The sequence below is a fragment of the Caldanaerobacter sp. genome (assembly GCF_049701115.1).
Lineage (GTDB): Bacteria > Bacillota > Thermoanaerobacteria > Thermoanaerobacterales > Thermoanaerobacteraceae > Thermoanaerobacter.
On the sequence record NZ_JBNATX010000035.1, the window covers coordinates 1 to 20,181 of the forward strand.

At 36.1% G+C, this 20,181-nt stretch carries 21 protein-coding genes; 18 read left to right on the forward strand and 3 right to left on the reverse strand.

All coding sequences use genetic code 11. From position 1 onward, the window contains the following. Window positions 1-109 precede the first annotated feature (109 nt). The 7 genes from gpmA (at window position 110) to hydF (ending at window position 8,201) form a co-directional block, all read left to right on the forward strand. A complete protein-coding gene (gpmA, locus tag ACPLVE_RS09255; protein ID WP_424611269.1) occupies window positions 110-856 on the forward strand; it encodes a 2,3-diphosphoglycerate-dependent phosphoglycerate mutase in 747 nt (248 codons plus the stop codon). Between the two features lie 19 nt (window positions 857-875). Continuing rightward, window positions 876-1,784, forward strand: coding sequence for an aldolase (locus tag ACPLVE_RS09260; protein ID WP_424611270.1), 909 nt, complete (start codon window positions 876-878; stop codon window positions 1,782-1,784). Between the two features lie 159 nt (window positions 1,785-1,943). Then, window positions 1,944-3,719, forward strand: coding sequence for a glycoside hydrolase family 125 protein (locus ACPLVE_RS09265; protein ID WP_424611271.1), 1,776 nt, complete (start codon window positions 1,944-1,946; stop codon window positions 3,717-3,719). 5 nt (window positions 3,720-3,724) lie between these two features. Further along, window positions 3,725-4,516, forward strand: coding sequence for a carbon-nitrogen hydrolase family protein (locus tag ACPLVE_RS09270; RefSeq protein ID WP_424611272.1), 792 nt, complete (start codon window positions 3,725-3,727; stop codon window positions 4,514-4,516). After that, the gene (locus ACPLVE_RS09275; protein ID WP_424611273.1) at window positions 4,513-5,580 is read left to right on the forward strand and encodes a nitrilase-related carbon-nitrogen hydrolase; all 1,068 of its coding nucleotides are present in this window, start codon (window positions 4,513-4,515) and stop codon (window positions 5,578-5,580) included. The genes ACPLVE_RS09270 and ACPLVE_RS09275 overlap by 4 nt, the downstream gene beginning before the upstream one ends. Then, window positions 5,577-6,890: an MFS transporter gene (locus tag ACPLVE_RS09280; protein WP_424611274.1), complete on the forward strand. Its 1,314-nt coding sequence runs from the start codon at window positions 5,577-5,579 to the stop codon at window positions 6,888-6,890. The genes ACPLVE_RS09275 and ACPLVE_RS09280 overlap by 4 nt, the downstream gene beginning before the upstream one ends. An 81-nt stretch (window positions 6,891-6,971) precedes the next feature. Then, complete coding sequence (gene hydF, locus ACPLVE_RS09285) at window positions 6,972-8,201, forward strand: [FeFe] hydrogenase H-cluster maturation GTPase HydF (protein ID WP_424611275.1); 1,230 nt, start codon at window positions 6,972-6,974, stop codon at window positions 8,199-8,201. On the opposite strand, the gene ACPLVE_RS09290 is transcribed toward hydF, so the two are convergent. Together ACPLVE_RS09290 and ACPLVE_RS09295 are read right to left on the reverse strand one after the other, a co-directional pair. Further along, complete coding sequence (locus ACPLVE_RS09290) at window positions 8,198-9,415, reverse strand: MFS transporter (protein ID WP_424611276.1); 1,218 nt, start codon at window positions 9,413-9,415, stop codon at window positions 8,198-8,200. The two genes, hydF and ACPLVE_RS09290, sit on opposite strands and share 4 nt — an antisense overlap. After that, entirely contained in the window at window positions 9,402-10,715 is a 1,314-nt protein-coding gene (locus ACPLVE_RS09295) for a tetratricopeptide repeat protein (protein ID WP_424611277.1), read from the reverse strand. Before ACPLVE_RS09295 ends, ACPLVE_RS09290 begins: the two co-directional genes overlap by 14 nt. Before the next feature lie 148 nt (window positions 10,716-10,863). Here ACPLVE_RS09295 and mazG point away from each other — a divergent pair, with 148 nt between their 5' ends. From mazG to ACPLVE_RS09330, 7 genes are all read left to right on the forward strand, one after another. Beyond that, entirely contained in the window at window positions 10,864-12,363 is a 1,500-nt protein-coding gene (gene mazG, locus ACPLVE_RS09300) for a nucleoside triphosphate pyrophosphohydrolase (RefSeq protein ID WP_424611278.1), read from the forward strand. 88 nt (window positions 12,364-12,451) lie between these two features. Then, entirely contained in the window at window positions 12,452-12,727 is a 276-nt protein-coding gene (locus ACPLVE_RS09305; protein ID WP_011026476.1) for an HU family DNA-binding protein, read from the forward strand. Between the two features lie 55 nt (window positions 12,728-12,782). Continuing rightward, window positions 12,783-13,028 carry an RNA-binding S4 domain-containing protein gene (locus tag ACPLVE_RS09310; RefSeq protein ID WP_424611279.1) on the forward strand — a complete coding sequence of 82 codons (246 nt, stop codon included), beginning with the start codon at window positions 12,783-12,785 and terminating at the stop codon, window positions 13,026-13,028. Between the two features lie 51 nt (window positions 13,029-13,079). Continuing rightward, window positions 13,080-14,063 carry a SpoIID/LytB domain-containing protein gene (locus ACPLVE_RS09315; protein ID WP_424611280.1) on the forward strand — a complete coding sequence of 328 codons (984 nt, stop codon included), beginning with the start codon at window positions 13,080-13,082 and terminating at the stop codon, window positions 14,061-14,063. A 69-nt stretch (window positions 14,064-14,132) separates the two neighbouring features. After that, complete coding sequence (gene yabP, locus ACPLVE_RS09320) at window positions 14,133-14,429, forward strand: sporulation protein YabP (protein WP_424611281.1); 297 nt, start codon at window positions 14,133-14,135, stop codon at window positions 14,427-14,429. A gap of 84 nt (window positions 14,430-14,513) precedes the next feature. Next, the gene (locus ACPLVE_RS09325) at window positions 14,514-15,173 is read left to right on the forward strand and encodes an ABC transporter substrate-binding protein (RefSeq protein WP_424611282.1); all 660 of its coding nucleotides are present in this window, start codon (window positions 14,514-14,516) and stop codon (window positions 15,171-15,173) included. 14 nt (window positions 15,174-15,187) lie between these two features. After that, on the forward strand, window positions 15,188-15,817 hold the full coding sequence (locus ACPLVE_RS09330) for an MtnX-like HAD-IB family phosphatase (protein WP_424611283.1): 630 nt from the start codon (window positions 15,188-15,190) through the stop codon (window positions 15,815-15,817). Between the two features lie 12 nt (window positions 15,818-15,829). On the opposite strand, the gene ACPLVE_RS09335 is transcribed toward ACPLVE_RS09330, so the two are convergent. Beyond that, window positions 15,830-17,449, reverse strand: a complete 1,620-nt coding sequence (locus ACPLVE_RS09335) for a putative manganese-dependent inorganic diphosphatase (RefSeq protein WP_424611284.1) — start codon at window positions 17,447-17,449, stop codon at window positions 15,830-15,832. 79 nt (window positions 17,450-17,528) lie between these two features. Between ACPLVE_RS09335 and yabQ the strand changes: the two genes are divergently transcribed. From yabQ to ACPLVE_RS09355, 4 genes are all read left to right on the forward strand, one after another. Then, entirely contained in the window at window positions 17,529-17,984 is a 456-nt protein-coding gene (gene yabQ / locus ACPLVE_RS09340; protein ID WP_424611285.1) for a spore cortex biosynthesis protein YabQ, read from the forward strand. Between the two features lie 66 nt (window positions 17,985-18,050). Next, window positions 18,051-18,332, forward strand: a complete 282-nt coding sequence (locus tag ACPLVE_RS09345) for an FtsB family cell division protein (protein WP_424611286.1) — start codon at window positions 18,051-18,053, stop codon at window positions 18,330-18,332. An 87-nt stretch (window positions 18,333-18,419) separates the two neighbouring features. Beyond that, on the forward strand, window positions 18,420-18,830 hold the full coding sequence (locus tag ACPLVE_RS09350; RefSeq protein WP_424611287.1) for a S1 domain-containing RNA-binding protein: 411 nt from the start codon (window positions 18,420-18,422) through the stop codon (window positions 18,828-18,830). Window positions 18,831-18,872: 42 nt separating this feature from the next. After that, window positions 18,873-19,778 carry a Ppx/GppA phosphatase family protein gene (locus ACPLVE_RS09355; protein WP_424611288.1) on the forward strand — a complete coding sequence of 302 codons (906 nt, stop codon included), beginning with the start codon at window positions 18,873-18,875 and terminating at the stop codon, window positions 19,776-19,778. Window positions 19,779-20,181 lie beyond the last annotated feature (403 nt).

The following is a 20,181-nucleotide window of genomic DNA, read 5'->3' on the forward strand; positions in this document are numbered from 1 at the left end:
AAACCTTTTCAGGGAAATGGTGTAAGAGCTTTTTGTTGTGTTTATTTATTCATTGAGGTATAATAAAAATAGCCTTTAGATAAATTTAAGCATAAGAAGGTGGTGTAGCATGTACAAAGTAGTTTTACTTCGTCATGGAGAAAGTATATGGAATATGGAAAACAGGTTTACGGGGTGGACAGATGTAGACCTTTCGCCGAAAGGAATTGAAGAGGCAAAACAGGCAGGAAAGATTTTGAAAGAGAAGGGATTTACTTTTGATGTGGCATTTACCTCGGTTTTAAAAAGGGCTATAAGAACTTTGTGGATAGTTTTGGATGAGCTGGACCTCATGTGGATACCAGTTTACAAGTCATGGCGTTTGAATGAGAGGCATTATGGAGCCCTTCAGGGGCTTAATAAGGCAGAAACCGCTCAAAAATATGGTGAGGAGCAAGTGAAGCTCTGGAGAAGGTCTGCAGAGGTTAGACCTCCTGCTTTGACTAAGGATGACCCGAGATATCCCGGCAATGACCCGAGGTATGCCGACCTTTCTGAGGATGAGATTCCTCTCACAGAGAATTTGATAGACACTATAAATAGAGTTATTCCCTACTGGGAGTCCACAATTGCACCGACTATAAAGTCTGGCAAGAGAGTGATAATAGCAGCTCATGGGAACAGTTTAAGAGGCCTTGTGAAGTATCTGGACAATCTTTCTAATGAGGAAATAATGGAGCTAAATATTCCTACAGGTATTCCTCTGGTTTATGAGTTAGATGAGAACTTAAAGCCTATAAGGCACTATTATTTAGCCGATGAGGAGGAACTTAAGAGAAAGCAAAAAGAGGTTGCGGAGCAGGGCAAAGCAAAATAAATGAGAAAGGAATAAAAAGATGAGTGAAAATATTAAGATTCCGGCGGATGTCCCTAAGTCTAAGCATGACGAATATTTGAATAATTATGCTGAGATGACAAAGGGAAGCGGTAGATTAATGCTTTTTGCAGGAGATCAAAAAGTAGAACATTTAAATAAAGATTTTTATGGTGATGGCATTTCACCAGATGATGCGGACCCCGAACACTTATTTAAGATAGCGAGTATGGGCAAAATTGGAGTATTTGCAACACAACTGGGGTTAATTTCTCGTTATGGCATGGATTATAGTGATGTTCCCTATCTTGTAAAGTTAAATTCTAAAACGGATATTATAAAAGAAGATGAAATGGATCCTTTCAGTAATCAATGGATAGATGTAGAGCAAGTAGTAGAATTTAAGGAAGAAAGCGGTCTTAAAATTGTTGGGGTTGGATATACCATATATCCCGGGAGTAAATATGAAGGTGTAATGCTAAGGCAGGCGGCTCAGATTGTGTATGAAGCTCACAAGAATGGACTGGTTACTGTGATTTGGGCGTATCCAAGAGGTGTTTCTGTAGAGGATGAGCTAGATCCTCATCTTATTGCAGGAGCGACAGGAATTGCTGCGGCTTTGGGGACCGATTTTGTTAAGGTTAATTTTCCAAGGGGCAAAGATGATAAAGAAGCTTCATTACTTTTCAAGGAAGCTGTTATGGCTGCCGGGAGAACTAAAGTAGTATGTTCGGGTGGACCAAGCATCGATGTTAAAAGCTTTTTGCAAAGATTATACTATCAAATACATATAAGTGGTGCGTCAGGAAATGCTACAGGTAGGAATATACATCAGAAGTCTTTAAAGGATGCTGTAAAGATGTGCAATGCTATCTACAGCATAACCATAGAGGGGAAAACGGTTGATGAGGCGATGAAAGAATTTGAATAATTTATTTAAACTAGCTTTTTTGGTGTTTATAAAGCAGTAAATTGTGGTTAGAGACAGAGCTCTATGTTTGGGTACACCCTTGGGGTGTGCTTTATTTTTATTTACCTTTTTTAGAAAAAATAGTACAATTAAAATGATAGGAAAAAAAGGGGGATACTTATGGAAAAGATTATAACAAGGCCTAAAGAGATTGATAAAAATGAAAGGGTTTTTTATTCAGGTAATCATTATGTGAGTCTTCCTGAAATATACGAAGATGGGTCGATAAAGAGCCTTAACATAATTTCTCTTTCAAATAAAGGGCTTGTTGAACTTTCTGGAGAAAAAGCTTTGTTTGAACCCCGTTTTTACAAAAAGGACAAAAAGCTTGAAATAGTAAAAAGTGAGATAGAAGAGATATTTTACTACATTCCTTCTATCAAATTATATCTCTCAGATGGGAGTAGTGTTTTAATAAAAATTTACGCTGACCTTAAAGAAAAAGGCTTTATCTACGAATTTGAAAGTTCTGAAGAAATGGAAGTTAGCTTAATAGTTCATCCTGACAAATTAAGCTTTTTGCGTTTTAATTCCCATGAGATTGATTTTAAAAAGGAGTTTAAAATTGACAAATGGCTTAAAAACCCTGCTTTAAACCTTTATTCTTATAATGTGGCCTTTTCTCTTGCATTTGGGGGAGAAAAGGAGTTTGACTACGTTGAAGGGGAAAGAGATATTACCTTGAGGCTAAAACTTAATGGCAAAAACTGCTTTTATATAGCGGTAAATTCTGATATGGATGGAGCTTCTACCACTTTGATTCATCTCAAAAGAAAAGGTTTTGAAAGGATATACGAAGAAGTTTACAGATGGCTTGAGAAAAAATACATAAAGTATTCCCAAGATGAATATCTGGAGAGATTACTTAACAAGAACCTATTTTTCAACTACTTTTTTGCAGTAGGCAAAGACATGGAATCAGATAGCTATGTGGCTTTAACATCAAGGAGTCCCAGGTATTACGTTTCAGGCGCTTTTTGGGAAAGAGACAGCTTTTTATGGTCTTTTCCAGCAATAAAGCTTGTTGACAGGGAGTTTCACAATCTTATTGCGAGGGAGATGATACTAAGGCACAGCAAAAATGCTGGAGACCATGCTCATTACATAGACGGCACAGTGCTTTACCCGGGATTTGAATTAGATGAGGCGGCTAGCTATTTTATACTGCTCAAGGAGATGGATGTAGATCTGGATGATTTGGAGCTTATAAACGCATTGGAGATGGTGTATAGAAGGATTGAGGAAGAATATGACCCCAAAACAGGGCTTTATAAAACTTTTCTACTGCCTTCAGACGATCCTTCAGAATATCCTTTTGTTACAATAGACAATGTAATACTCTTAAGAGGGCTTATCAATTTAAAAGAGCTTTATGTAAAGCTTAACTGGTACAAAAAAGCAGAAGAAATTGAAAAGAAGATAAAGGGGATAGAAAAAGGAATATACGAATACTTGGTGGTAGAAGTAGAAGGGAAGAAGATATTTGCCTGGTCTTCTGATGGGAAGGGAAACTATAGGCTTTACAATGACCCGCCAGGCAATCTGGGGCTTATGTATTATTACGGTTTTGTTGATTGTCAGGATGAGATATTTAAGAATACGATTGATTACTATTATTCGCCGAAATACAAGTATTACTTTAAAGATGCGAAGATAAAAGAATTAGCCTGTGACCATCATCCGAATACTCCGTCAGGTTTAGGTCTTTGTGGAAGTCTACTAAATCCTTTGAAGAGGGAAGAGGCTTTAGGCTGGCTTAAGATGGCTAATATGGATTATGGGCTTTTAGCGGAGAGCGTTGACAAAGACACAGGAGAAGCGAAGACCGGAGTTGGCTTTGCTACAGGAGCAGGGTATCTTGCAATGGCTCTTTACAAAGTGCTTTTTGAGGAGTGAATTTTATGAAGGTTGCCTCTGTAGTTTTGAAAAAAGATGTGGTTTACAAGCTGAAATCTCAGAAAGACTGGATTTGCTGGTATGAGGATGTAATAGGGGAGTGCTGTTTGCAAAAAATTGATATTGCGGTTTTCCCTGCTCTTCTGGGGGAAGTAGGGCATTTCAGAGGAGATTTTGTTGAGATAATAAAAGACCTTTCTTTAAAATATAAGAGTATTGCCATATGCCCTGGAAGTTTTTTTGAGAGGGAAGATGATGGGATTTTTCACTCTTCTTTTTTGGTGATGGAAGGGAATATAATGCTTTTTCAACGGCAACTGTACCTTTCAAAATGGGAGAAGTTTTACGGCCTTTCAAGGGGGACTGACCTTGAAATGGCTGAGATAAAAGGCTTTAAGATTTCTATAATTCTTCCGACAGACTGGTTTTATCCACAAGTACCGAGATATGCTGCTTTAAAAAGGGTTAACCTCGTACTTGCACCTATGGCAATTAAAGGGAATAGAAATTTTGCAAGGCAGATAGCTGGTGTATGGCAAAATGTACAGCAAAACCTGTTTTTTGCAGTGGAAAGTGGCTTCAAAGGTAAGTTTGAAGGGATAGAATTTTTTTCCGAGTCTGCAATTCATGCTCCGTTAGAGATGACTCCTGAAGAAAATGGTTTTTTAGTGAAAGAGGGAGCAGAAGGGAGCCTCATATGGGCAGAAATTTTGGAGGATAAAAGACAGAAAGCGATTTTAAAATTTGATGTTTTAAGACAACTAAATCCAAAGGCTTATAAAAATATTTTTGGGTGATGTCCATGTTAAGATATGTTTTTCAAATAAAGATGTCTGTAAAAAAAGTGAGAAACTATCTCTTTAGTGTAAATGAGATAAAGAAGGAGAAGGAACATTCGGATAAGGTCAGGGTTTCATGTGTACAGAGGGAAATAAAAATCGAGACTTCTTTTGAAGAATATGCAAAGAGGATAAAGGCTTTTGTAGAAGAAGCTGCCTTGAGGGAAAGCGATATAGTGGTCTTTCCCGAATACAACTTTTTTGACTTATTTGGTTTGATTCCCGGATTTAGAAAGATGAATGACCTCTTAAATTCCCTTTCAAAGGAGAAAAAGGGAATAAACGATGATAAAGGCGGTGGAGAAGGAGTATTAAAGTATTTATTCAAAGAAATATCGAAACCCTATATGAAGGCTTTTGAGGAATTAATGAAGGGACTTGCAAAAAAATACGGGGTTTACATTTATACTGGAAGTTACATAATAAATGAAGATGGCAAGCTTTACAACGGCGGAGCATTGATATCGAGGGAAGGAGAAATTTTAGGAAGGCAGAAGAAGATTCACCTCACTGATTTTGAGGAGAAGATAGGGTTTGAGAGAGGCGATGAACTTAAGGTATTTTCGCTTGATATAGGGAAAGTGGCTTGCCCTGTATGCATGGATGCAACATATTTTGAAACTTTCAGGATAGCATATGAAATGGGGACCGATATAGTTCTTTTGCCAATAGCTAACAATGAGGAGTATAATTTTTGGAGGGCATTAAGGGGCATATGGCCAAGGGTTCAGGAGTCTTATGTGTATGGAGCAAAAGCTTCTTTGAACGGGTGGATAGGTGGTATTCATTTTACGGGCAGAGCCGGGATTTTTGCTCCAATAGATATAACTGAAAATGAGGATGGAGTTTTGGCGGTGTCTCCCCACTATGAAGGCGATTTTTTGGTAACAGCCGACCTTGATATAGCAAAACTTCATTATGCGAGGGAAAAAGCGGAGTATTTCGGAGATAGAAATGACGTCTTTGAAAGGGATTATTACGAAAAAGTGTATAAACCTTTATTGGAAGGAGAAAGAGGATGAAAGAAAAAAGATTTTACATGCTTTTTATGTATTCTTTGGGTTATATGGGAATATCAATTTTCACCCAGACGGCGGTGAAATGGTATCAATATTATTATACTCCTCCTGCTTTCAACACTCAGGGGCTTAAAATTCTTGTGCCTATAGGCCTTATAGGCTTTTCCATGATAGTTGCTCGAATTTTTGATGGGATTTCTGATCCAATAGTGGCTTATTATTCGGATAAGCTAAGGTCAAGATGGGGAAGGAGGATTCCCTTTGTCTTATTTGGAAGTCCTGTTTTGTTTTTGGCATTTATAATGATATGGTTTCCTCCTATAGAGCACGAATCTATATTGAATTTTATCTATTTGACATTTGTTCTTAGTTTGTTTTTTGTAGCTTTTACAGCGGTAGTAGCACCTTACCTTGCCCTTATTCCTGAGGTAACAAAAAACGCAGGGGAGAGGATAACTCTTACGATGATGCAGGGGATAACCCAGATTTTGGGTGTTATGATAGCAGAAGCTGGTTCCGGAATTTTGATTGGAATTTTCAATTTTAAGGTGATGGGAATCATACTGGGCAGTTTCGCCTTTGTGACGCTTATGCTGACCCCTCTTTTTGTGAAGGAAGAACCAGTAAAAGAGGAAGATATGCCGACAGTCTCGATGTTTGCTTCTATAAAGATGACTTTTTCAAATAAAGACTTCATCTATTACTTGACTGCCATCACAGCATTGTGGTTTGGGCTTAATACCCTTACAATTGCTATGCCTTATATTACGGAAGTTCTTCTTAGAATTCCTGCTGAAAATTCCGGATTTATGATTGCGGGAGCCTTTGTGGTAGCTGTTTTTTTCAGTTTTTTTGTGCCAAAGCTAAGCCTTGCATATGGGAAAAAGAAGGTGTTTATAATATTTTCGATATTTTTTGCATTTATACTGGGGCTTACAGGTCTTTTTGGTACGGTTTTTAACAGGACTTTGTCTATTGTAATAATTTTGCTTGCAGGGATCCCTCTTTCTGTGTTTTTTGTGATACCTAATGCTATGATCGCAGACATAGCGGAATTAGATGGCATTAAAGTTGGTCAGAGAAGAGAAGGTATGTTTTTTGGGGCGCAAGGGTTTGTGGTAAAGGTAGTAATGGGGATTTCCTCACTTGTTACACCTCTTCTTTTTAAACTCTTCGGGTATAGTTCAGAAAATCCTTTAGGATTAATGCTTTGTGGACCTTTAGCGGGGGTGTTGATACTTTTGAGCTTAATAGTCTTTAGGAATTATTCCATATCGGAGAAGGAGTTAGAGGAGGCAAAAAAGTTTAAATAAAGTTAGACAAATTATTGACAAACTTTTTGCCGTGTAATATTAATTATAGTGAAGCGAGGCTTTTTGAAAGGAGAATTAACTATGAACACAACACCTACTGCTTCAAGGCTTCACATTGGGATTTTTGGAAGGAGAAATGCAGGTAAATCAAGCCTTATAAACGCTTTGACAAATCAGGAAATAGCTATTGTGTCAGAGGTGGCGGGAACTACTACCGATCCTGTATCAAAAGCCATGGAAATTCTTCCAATAGGGCCTGTAGTCATAATCGATACGGCAGGGCTAGACGATGAAGGGTTTCTTGGAGAGTTAAGGGTAAAAAAGACCTACGAGGTTTTACAAAGGACAGACCTTGCGATATTGGTTATAAATGGAGAAGAAGGGGTTACACAGGTTGAAGAAGATTTTTTAAAGATTGTAAGAGCCAAAGGAATTCCTGTAGTAGGGGTAATTAACAAAAAAGATTTGTCAAATTATTCACAATTACAAAAAAAAGACTGGGAAAAAAGATTGGGTATAAGGTTGATCGAAGTTTCTGCAGTCAAAAAAGAGGGGATTGAGGAACTGAAGCTTGAGATTATTAAAAAGGCTCCTCAGGACGAGAGTATAAGGCTTGTAGGGGATTTAATAAAAAAGGGAGATTTGGTGATTCTTGTAGTACCAATTGATAAAGCTGCCCCGAAAGGAAGGCTTATATTACCTCAACAACAAACGATAAGAGATATACTGGATAATGGTGCAGTTGCAGTTGTTGTAAAAGATACAGAGTTAAAAGAGACCTTTGATAAATTAAAAGTTAGACCTTCTTTGGTTATAACGGATTCTCAGGTTTTCAAAAAAGTAGCAGAAATTGTTCCTCGAGACGTACCTCTTACTTCTTTTTCCATACTCTTTGCTCGCTACAAAGGCGATTTGGAGGAGCTGGTAAGAGGTGTTAAGGCCATTGAAAGATTAAAGGATGGAGATAAAGTTTTAATTGCAGAAGGCTGTACTCATCACAGGCAGGAAGATGATATAGGGACGGTAAAAATACCTAGATGGTTAAGAGAAAAGACTGGGAAGGAATTGAAATTTAATTGGTCAAGCGGAATGACTTTTCCAGAGGACTTAAACACATACAGCCTTGTAGTTCACTGTGGTGCTTGTATGCTTAATAGAAGAGAGATGATGTACAGAATTTCTTATGCAAAGGAGAAGGGTGTACCCATTGTTAATTACGGTATACTTATAGCGTATGTAAATGGCCTTTTACCCAGGGCAATCGAGATTTTTAAATCAGCAAAAAAAGTATACGAGGAAGAGGAGGATTAAGTGGAGAAGATTTTTCTAAATTTTGAAAGAACATATGCAGAGTAAGCAATAGCTATTGCACCGCTCACTATAAAAGTTATATGAGAACCGAATCTTTGCGCCAGACTCCCAGCATACAGAGAGCCTATAGGAGTTACACCACCGAATACTAAAGAGTATACACTCATTACTCTTCCTCTAAATTCGTCTAAAGAATTTATTTGTATTGTAGTATTGGCAGAGGAACTGAAGGTGATCATGAACCAGCCAGATAGAGCAAGAAAAAGAGCAGTTAATGCATAGCTACTCTGGATGCCTATGAGTATTTGAAAAATTCCCAGTCCTATTCCCCCTCCGAAAAGATAGACGGGTTTTACACCTCTTTCGCTTATTGAAGCCAAAGTTAGTGCTCCTAACAGGGCTCCTATTCCCATTGCTGACATCAAGAGGCCATAGCCGGTTGCTTCTCTATGGAGTACATTTTTGGTGAAAACCGGTACCAAAACATTAAAATTCATAGAAAAAGTGCTTAAAATGGCTATCATTAAAATCGTGTGAAGTATTATAGGAGTATTTTTTATGTATATAATTCCATCTTTTAAATCTTCGATTATTTTTGTTTTTACATTTGTTAATTTTGGTGTGATTCCTTCTACAGTTATGAATAAAAGCCCTAATATAACTGCTATAAAACTTGCGGAATTTAGATAGAAGCAAACAGCATAACCAAGTTTTCCTATTAATATTCCTGCTATTGCAGGACCTACTATTCTTGCTGCGTTAAATACTGCAGAATTTAGTGCTATTGCGTTCATGAGGTCTTTTTTGCCTACAAGGTCAATTATAAAAGATTGGCGTGCCGGAACGTCTATTGTGTTTAGAAATCCGTTTATAAGAGCCAGAATCATTATTTGCCAATAATTTATAAGTTTTAAAGCCGTGAGGGTTGCTAAAATAAAAGATGTAACTGCAAAGCTTGACTGAGTAAAGAGTATCAGTTTTCTCTTTGGGAATCTGTCTACTATTACGCCGGCAAAAAGAGAAAAAAGCATCATGGGTAAAAATTGTACAGCACTTATAAGTCCTAGTAAAAAAGAAGAGTTTGTTAGTTTAAGGACTAACCAACCCTGTCCTATGTTTTGCATCCAGGTGCCTATTAAAGACACCATTTGACCTAACCAGAAGAGGCGAAAGTTTCTATGTTCTAAAGCAGGGAAAGCTTCAGTAATTCTCATACAAAAGCTCTATGGATAAGTTGAAGTACTTTTTAGCCTCTTCTGGTTTGTTGAGGGCTATGTAAAGATTGCCCAACCCCTTATATGCTTCTGAAAGGTCTTTTTTAAGACCTAATCTTGAAAGTATTTCTGCGGATTTTAAGAGTTCCTCTTCACTAAGTTCAAAATTGCCTTGTTTTAAATGTAAGCTGCCGAGTATGGTATAAATTCTTCCAATTTCTTCTTCTTCCCCCAGTCTTGTGACTATTTCTAAAGACCTATTTAGATATTCTAAGGCTTTGTCGAAGTCTTCCCTTAAATAATATATTCTTCCGATTTCTGTTAAATTATATGCCATTCCTCTTTCGTTTTCCAGCTCTTTATAAAGGGAGTAGCTCTTTGTAAAGTATTTTTCTGCAATGTCGTATCTTTTAAGGTCTGTATATACAAATCCCAGGTAGTTGTATTCATTGGCTATGTCTGCTTTTATGTTGAGGGTTTTGCTTATGAGTATCGCTCGTCTTATATATTTTATGGCGTCTTTATACTGTTTTAGTTCATGGTTTACAAGGCCCAATCCGTTGGTTGCAAGAGCTATAAAATCCACGGCTTCAATTTGGGTTGCGTATTCCAGGCATTTCATATAGTAATCTCTAGCTTTTATGAATTCTCCCATTTTGCTGTAAAGATTTGCAATACTATAAAGTATGCGTGCCTTTAGGTGAAGATTTTTGGAAGAGTATTTTTCATGAGTTTCCAAAGCCTTTAAATAGTTTTCAAGAGAAGACTGAAAGTTTTGAAGATTTCCGAGACTTAAGGCCTTTATGTGGTATAGTTCTACTAAAATGCTGTCGTTTATTTTCTTTTCAAAATAGGGCAAGATTTTATCTACAACCTCGAGCGCTTTTGAGTAGTTTTTGGTTTCTATGTAACATTTCGCAAGGTGAAAATTTATTATGTTTGTGGAATACTCGTCTATTGAATTTTCTAAAATTTCAAGGTATAATTTAATCGCTTCCTCGTAGTTTTTATTGTCAAAAAAGCGCTCAGCAGTGAGGAATTTTTCAAGTATTGTCTTGTATTTTTCAAGTTCTTTTTTTAGTTCTTCTTTTTCTACATAATCGTCATCTAAAAAGTATGTTATAGGTTTATTTAATCTTTCTGCAATGTAACTTAAGGCTTTGAGGGAAGGGCTAATTTTTCCTTTTTCAATAAGACTTATGTACCCTTTTGAAAATTCTCCTCCTGATAAATCTCCTTGTTTTAAGAATTGGCGCTTTCTTTCTTCTCTTATTCTTCTTCCTAATTCTGCCATATCCATATGGAACACTCCTTTAAATTGTGCTAGAATATATTATAATTTAATTTGGCAACTTTTTCAACAGGGGAGAAAAGAAAAAATTTAACTATATAAAAAATACTGAAAGTGATATAATATTATCCGTAAACACTTTTTCGGGGTGATATTTGTGAGCAAACTAGCTATAGTAGGATTGGGATCAGGTTCAATGGACGATTTGACAGTAGGAGCTTTAAAGAAATTGGAAGAAGCTGAGCGGATTTTTTTGAGGACCGCTAAGCATCCTGTTGTGAAAGAGTTGGAAAAGAAGGGCTTTATTTTCGAAACTTTTGATAGTTTTTATGAAAAGTACGAGACTTTTGAAGAAGTGTATGAGAATATAGCACGAGAAGTTGTAGAAAAGGCAAAAAAATATCAAAAAGTAGTTTATGCAGTTCCTGGACATCCATATGTGGGTGAAAAAACTGTAGAGTACATATTAAACTTTTGCGATGGATGTGCCGATATATCAATAGAACTGGTTCCTGCGGTTTCATCGATTGATGCGATTTTGAACGATTTGAAAGTTGACCCTGTAGAAGGATTAAAAATAATTGATGCCCTTTCTCTAAGTGAGCAAAGGCCGGATAAGAGATGCCACAATATAGTGCTGCAGGTTTATGATAAGTTTGTTGCATCAGAAGTGAAATTGAAACTGTCAGAAGTTTATGGAGATACTCATGAAGTGGTGGTTATAAAAAACGCTGGAATGAGGGATCGAAAAATTGAAAAAGTGCCTATATACGAGATTGACAGGTTAGATTGGATTGATTATTTGACTTCTCTGTACATTCCTCCTGCAAAGGGATTTTTTCAGGAAAAATACGATATATACGACCTTTTGGATATAATGAAGGCTCTGAGGGCCAAGGATGGATGCCCTTGGGATAGGGAACAGACCCATAAGACTTTAGAGAAGTACTTAATTGAAGAAAGCTATGAGCTAGTTGATGCCATTGAAAAAGAGGAAGAAGAGAAAATGGTGGAAGAGCTGGGAGATGTTCTTTTGCAGGTGGTTTTCCACTCTCAAATAGCGGCGGAAAGGGGAACATTTGATTTTGGAGAAGTTGTAGATAGAATATGCAAAAAGATGATTTGGCGCCATCCCCACGTTTTTGGAGAAGACAAGGTAAGAAGTTCGCAGGAGGTTTTAGATAGGTGGGAAAAACTAAAGTGGGAAGAAAAGAAAAAAGAAGAAAGGAAGTTTAATTCTTATACGGATGTTTTGAGGGATGTGCCGCGTTATGTGCCTGCTTTGATGAGAAGTTTTAAAGTGCAGGAGAAAGCTGCAAGGGTGGGGTTTGATTGGGATCGGGTTGAGGATGCTTTTTTAAAGGTCTACGAAGAATTAGAAGAGTTAAAGGAGGTGTATAAAGGAGGAAATAAGGAAAAGATAAAAGAAGAGGTAGGTGATTTAATTTTTGCGGTAGTTAATGTTGCGCGATTTCTTGATGTGGACCCTGAGCAGGCTACTCATCAGACGGTGGAAAAGTTTATTGAAAGGTTTTCCTATATAGAAGAGAAAGCTACAAAAAAAGGCATGAAGTTGGAAAATATGACATTAACTGACATGGATGTGCTTTGGAACGAGGCTAAAACAAAGAATTTCAATAAAAAAAATGAAAAATAAGCTTAAATTAGCAGGATTTTTCGATTTTGTGAAGAATAAATAAAAAGTAAAAGTATAATAATTAAAATAACGAAGGAGGGTATTGATTGTGAATAAGGCAGAACTTGTTGCGAAAATTGCTGAAAAAAGTGAGCTTACCAAGAAAGATGCTGAGAAAGCATTAAACGCTTTTATCGAGGCAGTTCAAGAAGCATTAAAGAATGGCGACAAAGTCCAGTTGGTAGGTTTTGGGACTTTTGAAGTCAGGGAGAGAGCAGAGAGAAAAGGCAGAAATCCTCAGACAAGAGAGGAAATAACAATCCCTGCATCAAAGGCTCCTATATTCAAGGCTGGTAAGGCTTTAAAGGATTTAGTTAACTCTTAAAAGAAAATCAGGTCGGTTTCGACCTGATTTTCTTACTTTTAAGGAGGTGGAAAACTTGAGAGTAGACAAATTTTTGAAGGTTTCAAGACTTATAAAAAGGCGTACGGTAGCAAAAGAAGCCTGTGATAAAGGGCTTGTTTTTATAAACGGCAAGCAGGCGAAAGGAAGTGATCAGGTGAAAGAAGGGGATATTTTGGAACTGCATCTGGGAGATAAGGTAGTGAAAGTAGAGGTTTTAAAATTAAAAGAGCATGTTTCAAAAGATGAGGCTTCTGAAATGTACAAAGTTTTGGAACAGTGAATTATTTGACAAAATCCCTCAAATACTAATTATTAAAAGGAGGGATTTTGCTTGATAAAATTAAGAAAAATCCTGGTTTTCTTTTTTGTTGCGAGTTTGATTTTTTCTCTTACAGCTTGCAAGAAGCCTGTGAAGAAACCGGAACCTATAAGAAAACCTAAAATGGAAATGCCTAAGATACCTGCCAAGATAAGTAGGGGTGAAAATAAAGAGCCTATTCTTAAGGTCTATGTGGTTCAAAAAGGTAGGATAGAAGAGATGCCTTTAGAAAAATATGTTGAGGGCACGGTAGCAGGAGAGATAAAAAATGATTGGCCCATTGAAGCTATAAAAGCTCAGGCTATTTTAGCTAGGACATATGTGCTAAATTTTGTTAAGACTAAAAAGTCCAAGTACAAAGGAGCAGATATATCTACGGATTTTGAGGAGGCACAGGCCTGGAATCCGGTGAATGTGAATGAACGGATAAAAAAAGCTGTTGAAGAGACAAGAGGAGTTGTTTTAGTGTACAATGGCGATTTTATAAATGCCTGGTTTCACTCCCACTCCGGTGGTCAAACGGCACTTTCGAAGGAAGGACTAAATTATAAAAAAAGTGAACCGCCATATATTGTAAGTGTTAAATCAAAGGAAAGTGCTAGGGCACCAAGAGATATAAAAAATTGGGAAGTTTCTTTTACAAAAGGAGAAGTTTTAAATGCCTTAAAGAAGATGGGGTTGGGTATGAATGATTTTAAAGAAGTGAAAATAGCCAAGAGAGGGCCTTCCGGTAGGGTAGTAACTTTGATGTTTGATAAGACTCATGTCAATGCGCCAGATTTCAGGATGGCTATAGGAAGTGAAAGGTTAAAGTCCACTTTTATAGAGGAGGTAAGTTTTGACGGGAATAGAGTTTTTTTTAAAGGGAAGGGATTTGGACATGGCGTAGGGATGTCCCAGTGGGGAGCCTATCAAATGGCTGAAGAAGGGAAAAAAGCGAAGGATATTTTGAATTATTATTTTAAAGGTGTAGAGATAGTAAAAATATGGGATTAGAATTTTTGTTCTAAAAAATGTACAAGAGTCATAGATAATACTAGCTGGAAAAATTAAAGGGGGATTTTTATGGAAGATAAAAGGTTTGTGTCAAAAGGGATAAAACCCCATAATGTGTCTATAGAAAATAGAGAGAAGATGAATATTACTGGGGTATTAAATGTTATAAGCTTTGATGAAGAATCTGTGATTATGGAGACAGAGATGGGGATTTTGACTGTAAGGGGGCAAGGGCTTCATATCAATAAGCTCAATCTGGATGAAGGACAAGTATCCTTAGATGGGGAGATTGTAAATCTAAATTATTCTGAAAAAGGGGGGATTGTTTCAAAGTCTGGTGGGTTTATAAGCAGAATGTTCAGGTGAGTCGCGCAATGCGGCTTTTTTATTTTTCCTCTTCTTGATATAATAAAGCTGAAAACGTAAGGATAAATAAGGGAGTGAAAGAATGTGGAAGGAGAGAAAAGAAATTGGTTCAAAGACATGACTTTAAAAGAAAAGCTTCAATATATATGGGATTATTACAAAATCCACATAGTGATCGGGCTTCTTTTGATATATGTTTTGACTATGTTTACTTTAAGTCTTATTAATAGAAAAGAATATATTCTAAACATAGCTTTAATAGGCGAAAGAATAGACTTTGATATGTTAAGTCAATTTTCTAATGAGGTGACAAAAGAAATCATAGGAGACCATGCTGGTAAAAAAGAGGCTTCGGTGGATTTTTATAAGCTGATGAGAGATTACCATGGAGACCTTGTATTAGATCCTGCTTCCACGCAAAAACTTATTGCTAGGATTGCAGCAAAAGAGATAGATGTAATAATACTTGATAAGAAGACATTTGATGCGTTGGCTGTACAGGGAGCTTTTTTAAAGCTTGATGGGAGGCTTGAAGGTCTAAATCTTAACAGGTATAAGGTTGTGAAGGCAGTAGAAGATACCAACGGAGTTAAAAAGGGTATTTATGGGATATATGTTAATCCAGATAATAAATATCTTAAGAAACTTGGTTACGACTATCATGACAAAATAATCGCCATTCTCTCTAATTCACAACATAAAGACCTTTCGTTAAAATTTTTGAAGTGGCTTTTAGGAGGATGAAGGGAGAGGGAGGAATGAAAAAAATTTTTTTGGTGGACTTTGATGGTACTGTCACTAAAGAAGATACTGTCTATATGATGGTAAATAAGTTTGCAAAAGAAGGATGGCAGTACTACAATGAACTGTGGGAAAAGGGAGAAATGTCTACAGAGGAGTGCGCTGTAAATATTTTAAAATTAATGCAGGTTTCGCAAGAGGAGCTTTTAGAATTCATAGTACAAAATGTAGAAATAGATGAATATTTTACTGAATTTTTAAAATTAACAAAGGAAAAAGGATGCGAAGTACTTATTGTCAGTGATGGATACGATTTTATAATAGATGCCGTGTTTAAGAAATATAATTTAACACTGCCTTATTATAGTAACAAAATGTGGTTTGAAGATGGAAAAATAAAAGTGGCTTTCCCTTATAAAGATGAAGTATGCGATAAATGTGGAATGTGCAAGCTCAATATTTTAAAAAAGTACAAGAGAAAGGGGTACAGGGTTGCTTTTGTAGGAGATGGATACTCTGATTTTTGTGTAGTGGAATATGCTGATGAAGTTTTTGCCAAAGACGTGTTAGCAAATTACTGTTTGGAAAAAGGAATTGGGTTTTATAGATTTGAGAATTTTAAAGATATAGTAGGATATATTCTGTAAAAGCGATAAACACTAATGCGTGTTTATCGCTTTTACGAGAGGAGGAAGTACCTGTTTTTTACGAGAAATTACATAGGGGAGATAGAAACTGTTGTTTTGTATCTTTACATCAAAAGCCCTTTCGAGGAGTTCTTTGTTCTCTCCTACAAAAAGGATTTCTGATCCTTCGTTTATAATGTCTGTCAGCATAAGAAGTAATATGTCATATCCTTTATCACTTCTTACCTTTTCCATGAAGGAGATGAGGTCTTTTTTGAGTTCCCCTGGATCTGCTAAGGTATTTACCTGTCCGATGCCTATTTTGTATTTATTTACGGTGAATTCTTTAAAGTCAGTGTAGAAAATTTCTTCTACTGTTTTCCCTTCCAATGAGGTTCCTGCTTTGAACATCTGATTTCCAAATTCGTTTATATCTATTTCTGCTATCTCTGCGAGTTTTTTTGCGGCTCTTACATCTTCAGGGGTGCAAGTGGGAGATTTAAAGACCAGTGTATCGGATAATATTGCTGCACACATTATTCCAGCTATTTTGGGTTCGGGTATCAAGCCCTTTTCTTCGTACAACCTGTTTATTATAGTTGCTGTAGATCCTACAGGGTGGTTTCTGAAAAGTATTGGTTGGTCTGTTTCGATTGTCCCTAGACGATGGTGGTCTATGATCTCAAGTATTCTTGCTTGCTCTATTCCTTCTACTGCTTGAGAAAATTCATTGTGGTCGACTAAAATCACATTTTTTCTTTCGTAATCTAAAATATGCCTTCTTCCTAAAAGACCTACTACTCTTCCCTCTTCATCTAATACTGGGAAATTGCGATATCTATATTTTAGCATGACTTCTTTTACATCGTCGATGTAGTCAGTGAGCCTAAAACTTACAATATCTTCTTTTTTTATGATATAAGACAGGGGAATGCTTTGATTCAGAAGTTTTACTGTATCAAAAGTATCGGGGACAACTCTTATTAAAGTTACTTCATGCTTTTTTGCCAGCTCTATAATTTTTTCTGATACGGAATTGTTACCAGTTATTATAAGAGCCTTTACGCCTCTTTCAATAGCAAGTTCTTGAATGTCTTCTCTATCGCCGACTATAAGCGTATCCCCTGGTTTTATTCTTTTTAAAACATTGTCTTTTGACATAGCGGCTACGAGCACGTTTCCTTCTATATAGTCTAAATATCTTAACAAAACCTCGCCTTTTAAGGTGGTAATCAGGTTTTCTACAGGTATTTTGTATCTTGAAAGCTCATGGGCAGAGGATAGATAGGCTTTTGCTAAGTCTCCAACTGTTGCTATACCCACTAATTTGTTGTTCTCGTCTACTACTGCAAGTGTCCTTATGTTTTTTTCCATCATGGCGTTCCAAGCTTCAAACATGGAAGCATTTTCTCTGAATACTAAAGGACTGTCAAATCTTATATCCTGGACTTGGGTATATACATTTTCAATCAGGATAGGTTCTTCTATACCAAAATAGTCCAGCACAAATTTTGTTTCTCTGTTTAATGGTCCTAGCCGTACGGGAATAGCATTTATTCCTTCTGTTATTCTTTTTAAATGAGCATATGCTATAGCAGAGCAAATCGAATCAGTATCTGGATTCTTGTGACCGCATACATAAACTGTCTTCATTTCGCATCGCCCCTGTTTTTAATTTTCATGGTCGTAGCTGTGGATAAATATAATATAACAGGAAAAGGAGGAGATGTAAATGGTAATTACTATACAAAGCCAAATTTATTCTTTTTTGGTTACGGTCTACGGGGGATTTATACTGGGTGCTTTATACGATTTTTTTAGAGTAGTGCAGAAAATACTTCGTTTAAAAAGGGGACTTGTTACAGCAGTAGATATTATATTTTGGCTTATAAGTACAGGTGTCATACTGTACTTCTTGTATATGAGCAATTACATAGACTTGAGATTTTACAACTTTCTCGGCTTTTTATTGGGATTTTTGCTTTATTACTTTTTGCTCAGTGATTTTATTACAGAAATTTTTACTAAAATAATGACTGGTATAATACTTTTTTTCAGATTTGCAGCAGAAATTTTATTTAAACCTTTTGTGGCTGTAATATGTTTTTTTAAAAGGCCTTTCGATTTCATAAAAAATCTTATCAAGGAGGAATTTAAATATTTTAAGATTTTCAAAGGGAAAAAATAGAGGAGTTTTTAAAAATGTGTCGAATTACACTAATATATAAAGGCGTTTGAAAAGAGGGAGATAGGGATGAAAAAACTAAAGAAGTTACTGATCTTTGGTTTTATCTTGTATCTTGGTGTAACCTTTTTAGGACAGCAGTTTACTTTGATGAGATTAGATAGCAAATACAAGGAGTTGAAAGCTAAAGCGGCTGATGTACTTAAGGAGAATGATAATTTGAAAAAAACTTTGGAGGAAGTTAATAGCGATAATTTTATAGAAAAAATAGCGAGGGAAAAATTGGGGCTTGTTAAAAAAGGTGAGATAATATACATAGATATTAACAAAGGAGGTGGTGAGAAGAAATAAAGGAGCAAAAAAACTGTTGAAATATTTTGTGTTTTAATATATAATAATTCCATTAGCAAAAACATGAGAGGGAGGATATTTACTTTTATGCCATTTGAAGTTGGGGATATCGTCGAAGGAACTGTATTGAACATCACAGATTTTGGGGCTTTTATCAAATTGCCGGAGGGGAAAACGGGACTGGTTCACATTTCTGAGGTTGCTAACACATATGTTAGGGATATTAGAGATTTCTTAAAAGAGAATGACAAGGTCAAAGTCAAAATATTATCCATGGAACCAAATGGTAAAATAAGCCTGTCTATAAAGAAGGCAATGCCTCAAAATGCTCCTAAGCAAAGAGATTTTTCAGGGCAAAACGGTAGAAACAACAACAGTTCTTTTGAAGAGAAATTATTGAAGTTTTTAAAAGATTCTGATGAGAGACAGCAGCAATTACGCAAACATCTAGATTCAAAAAGAAGAAATACAAGTTATAGAAGAAGCAATGGATACTAACTTCGGGGCCTCCCGAAGATTTTTCATAAGTTGGGGGTTATTATGAGAGTATCTGCGATAGATATTGGGACAAATTCTGTAAGGCAACTGATATGTGATGTAGAAGATGGCAGTTTAATTAGATTGCGTAAAGATGTAAAAATAACCCGTTTAGGAGAAGGATTAATAAAAACGGGTAGACTAAACCCTGGTGCTGTTCAGAGAACTGTGGAGACAATAGGAGAATTTATATCAATGGCAGAGAAGGAAGGTGTAGATGAGATTTATGCTTTTGCTACTTCTGCTATGAGGGAAGCCAAAAACAAGGAATTATTTTTAGATAATTTTTCAAAGTTTGATGTAACATTGGATATACTGGATAGTGATACCGAAGGCCTCTTTGGGTATATAGGTGCTGTCAAAGGGATAAAATTAGATAAAGCGCTGGTTATTGACATAGGGGGCGGTAGCACAGAATTAGCCTATAAAGGTTATGAATTTATAAAAGAAAGTTTTGGTATAGGTGCTGTGAAACTTACCGAAGAATTTGTAAAAAACGATCCCCCCTCTTTAGAGGAATACAACGATATGAGGCTTTACGTGATAGATACATTGATAAATACAATAGGGAAGTATAATGAAATTGATGGGCTTGTTGGGATTGGAGGGACTATTACAAGTTTAGCAGCAGTATCACAACAGTTAGAAGTTTATTCAGAGGAAAAAGTACACGGATATGTTCTAGAGAGGGAGGAAATAAAGAGAATTTTAGATAGATTTATGTCCGTTTCGCTTGAAGAAAGAAAAAAAATAGTTGGTCTTCAGCCAGAAAGAGCCGATATAATAATTGCTGGAACGGCGATTCTGCTTACATTAATGGAAATATTTAATAAGGATAGGATAATTGTAAGTGAATGGGATAATTTAGAAGGAGCAGTCTTGTATAAGTTTGGCGGTGTGAAGATATAATTTGTTTTGTATAGATGAAATATTTTGCTGTCTTTATGACAGCTTTTTTAATAATTGGATGAAATTGCACAAAAGAAAAATAAAAATAATCGTCATTTCAGAAGAAACAATTCCTACGAGGTGATGATTTTTGTTCTCTGCTGGTAGAGGTATAATGATAAAGAGGGGGACACTTCAAGTGTTACGGATGTGTGGGATATAGGAATAGGTAGATGTGAGCTACCTATTCTTTTTTATATTTGTCTCTATTTTAAAATTTGAAAATATGCCTTTAGCTGTAACATCTTTAAAGTAAAAAGCCTATAATATTTTTAACTTTAACTTATTAAATTATTGAATCGGCGCCACATTAGTATTATAATTTTGAGATATAAAAACATTATCTAAGAAAGGAGGTAACAAT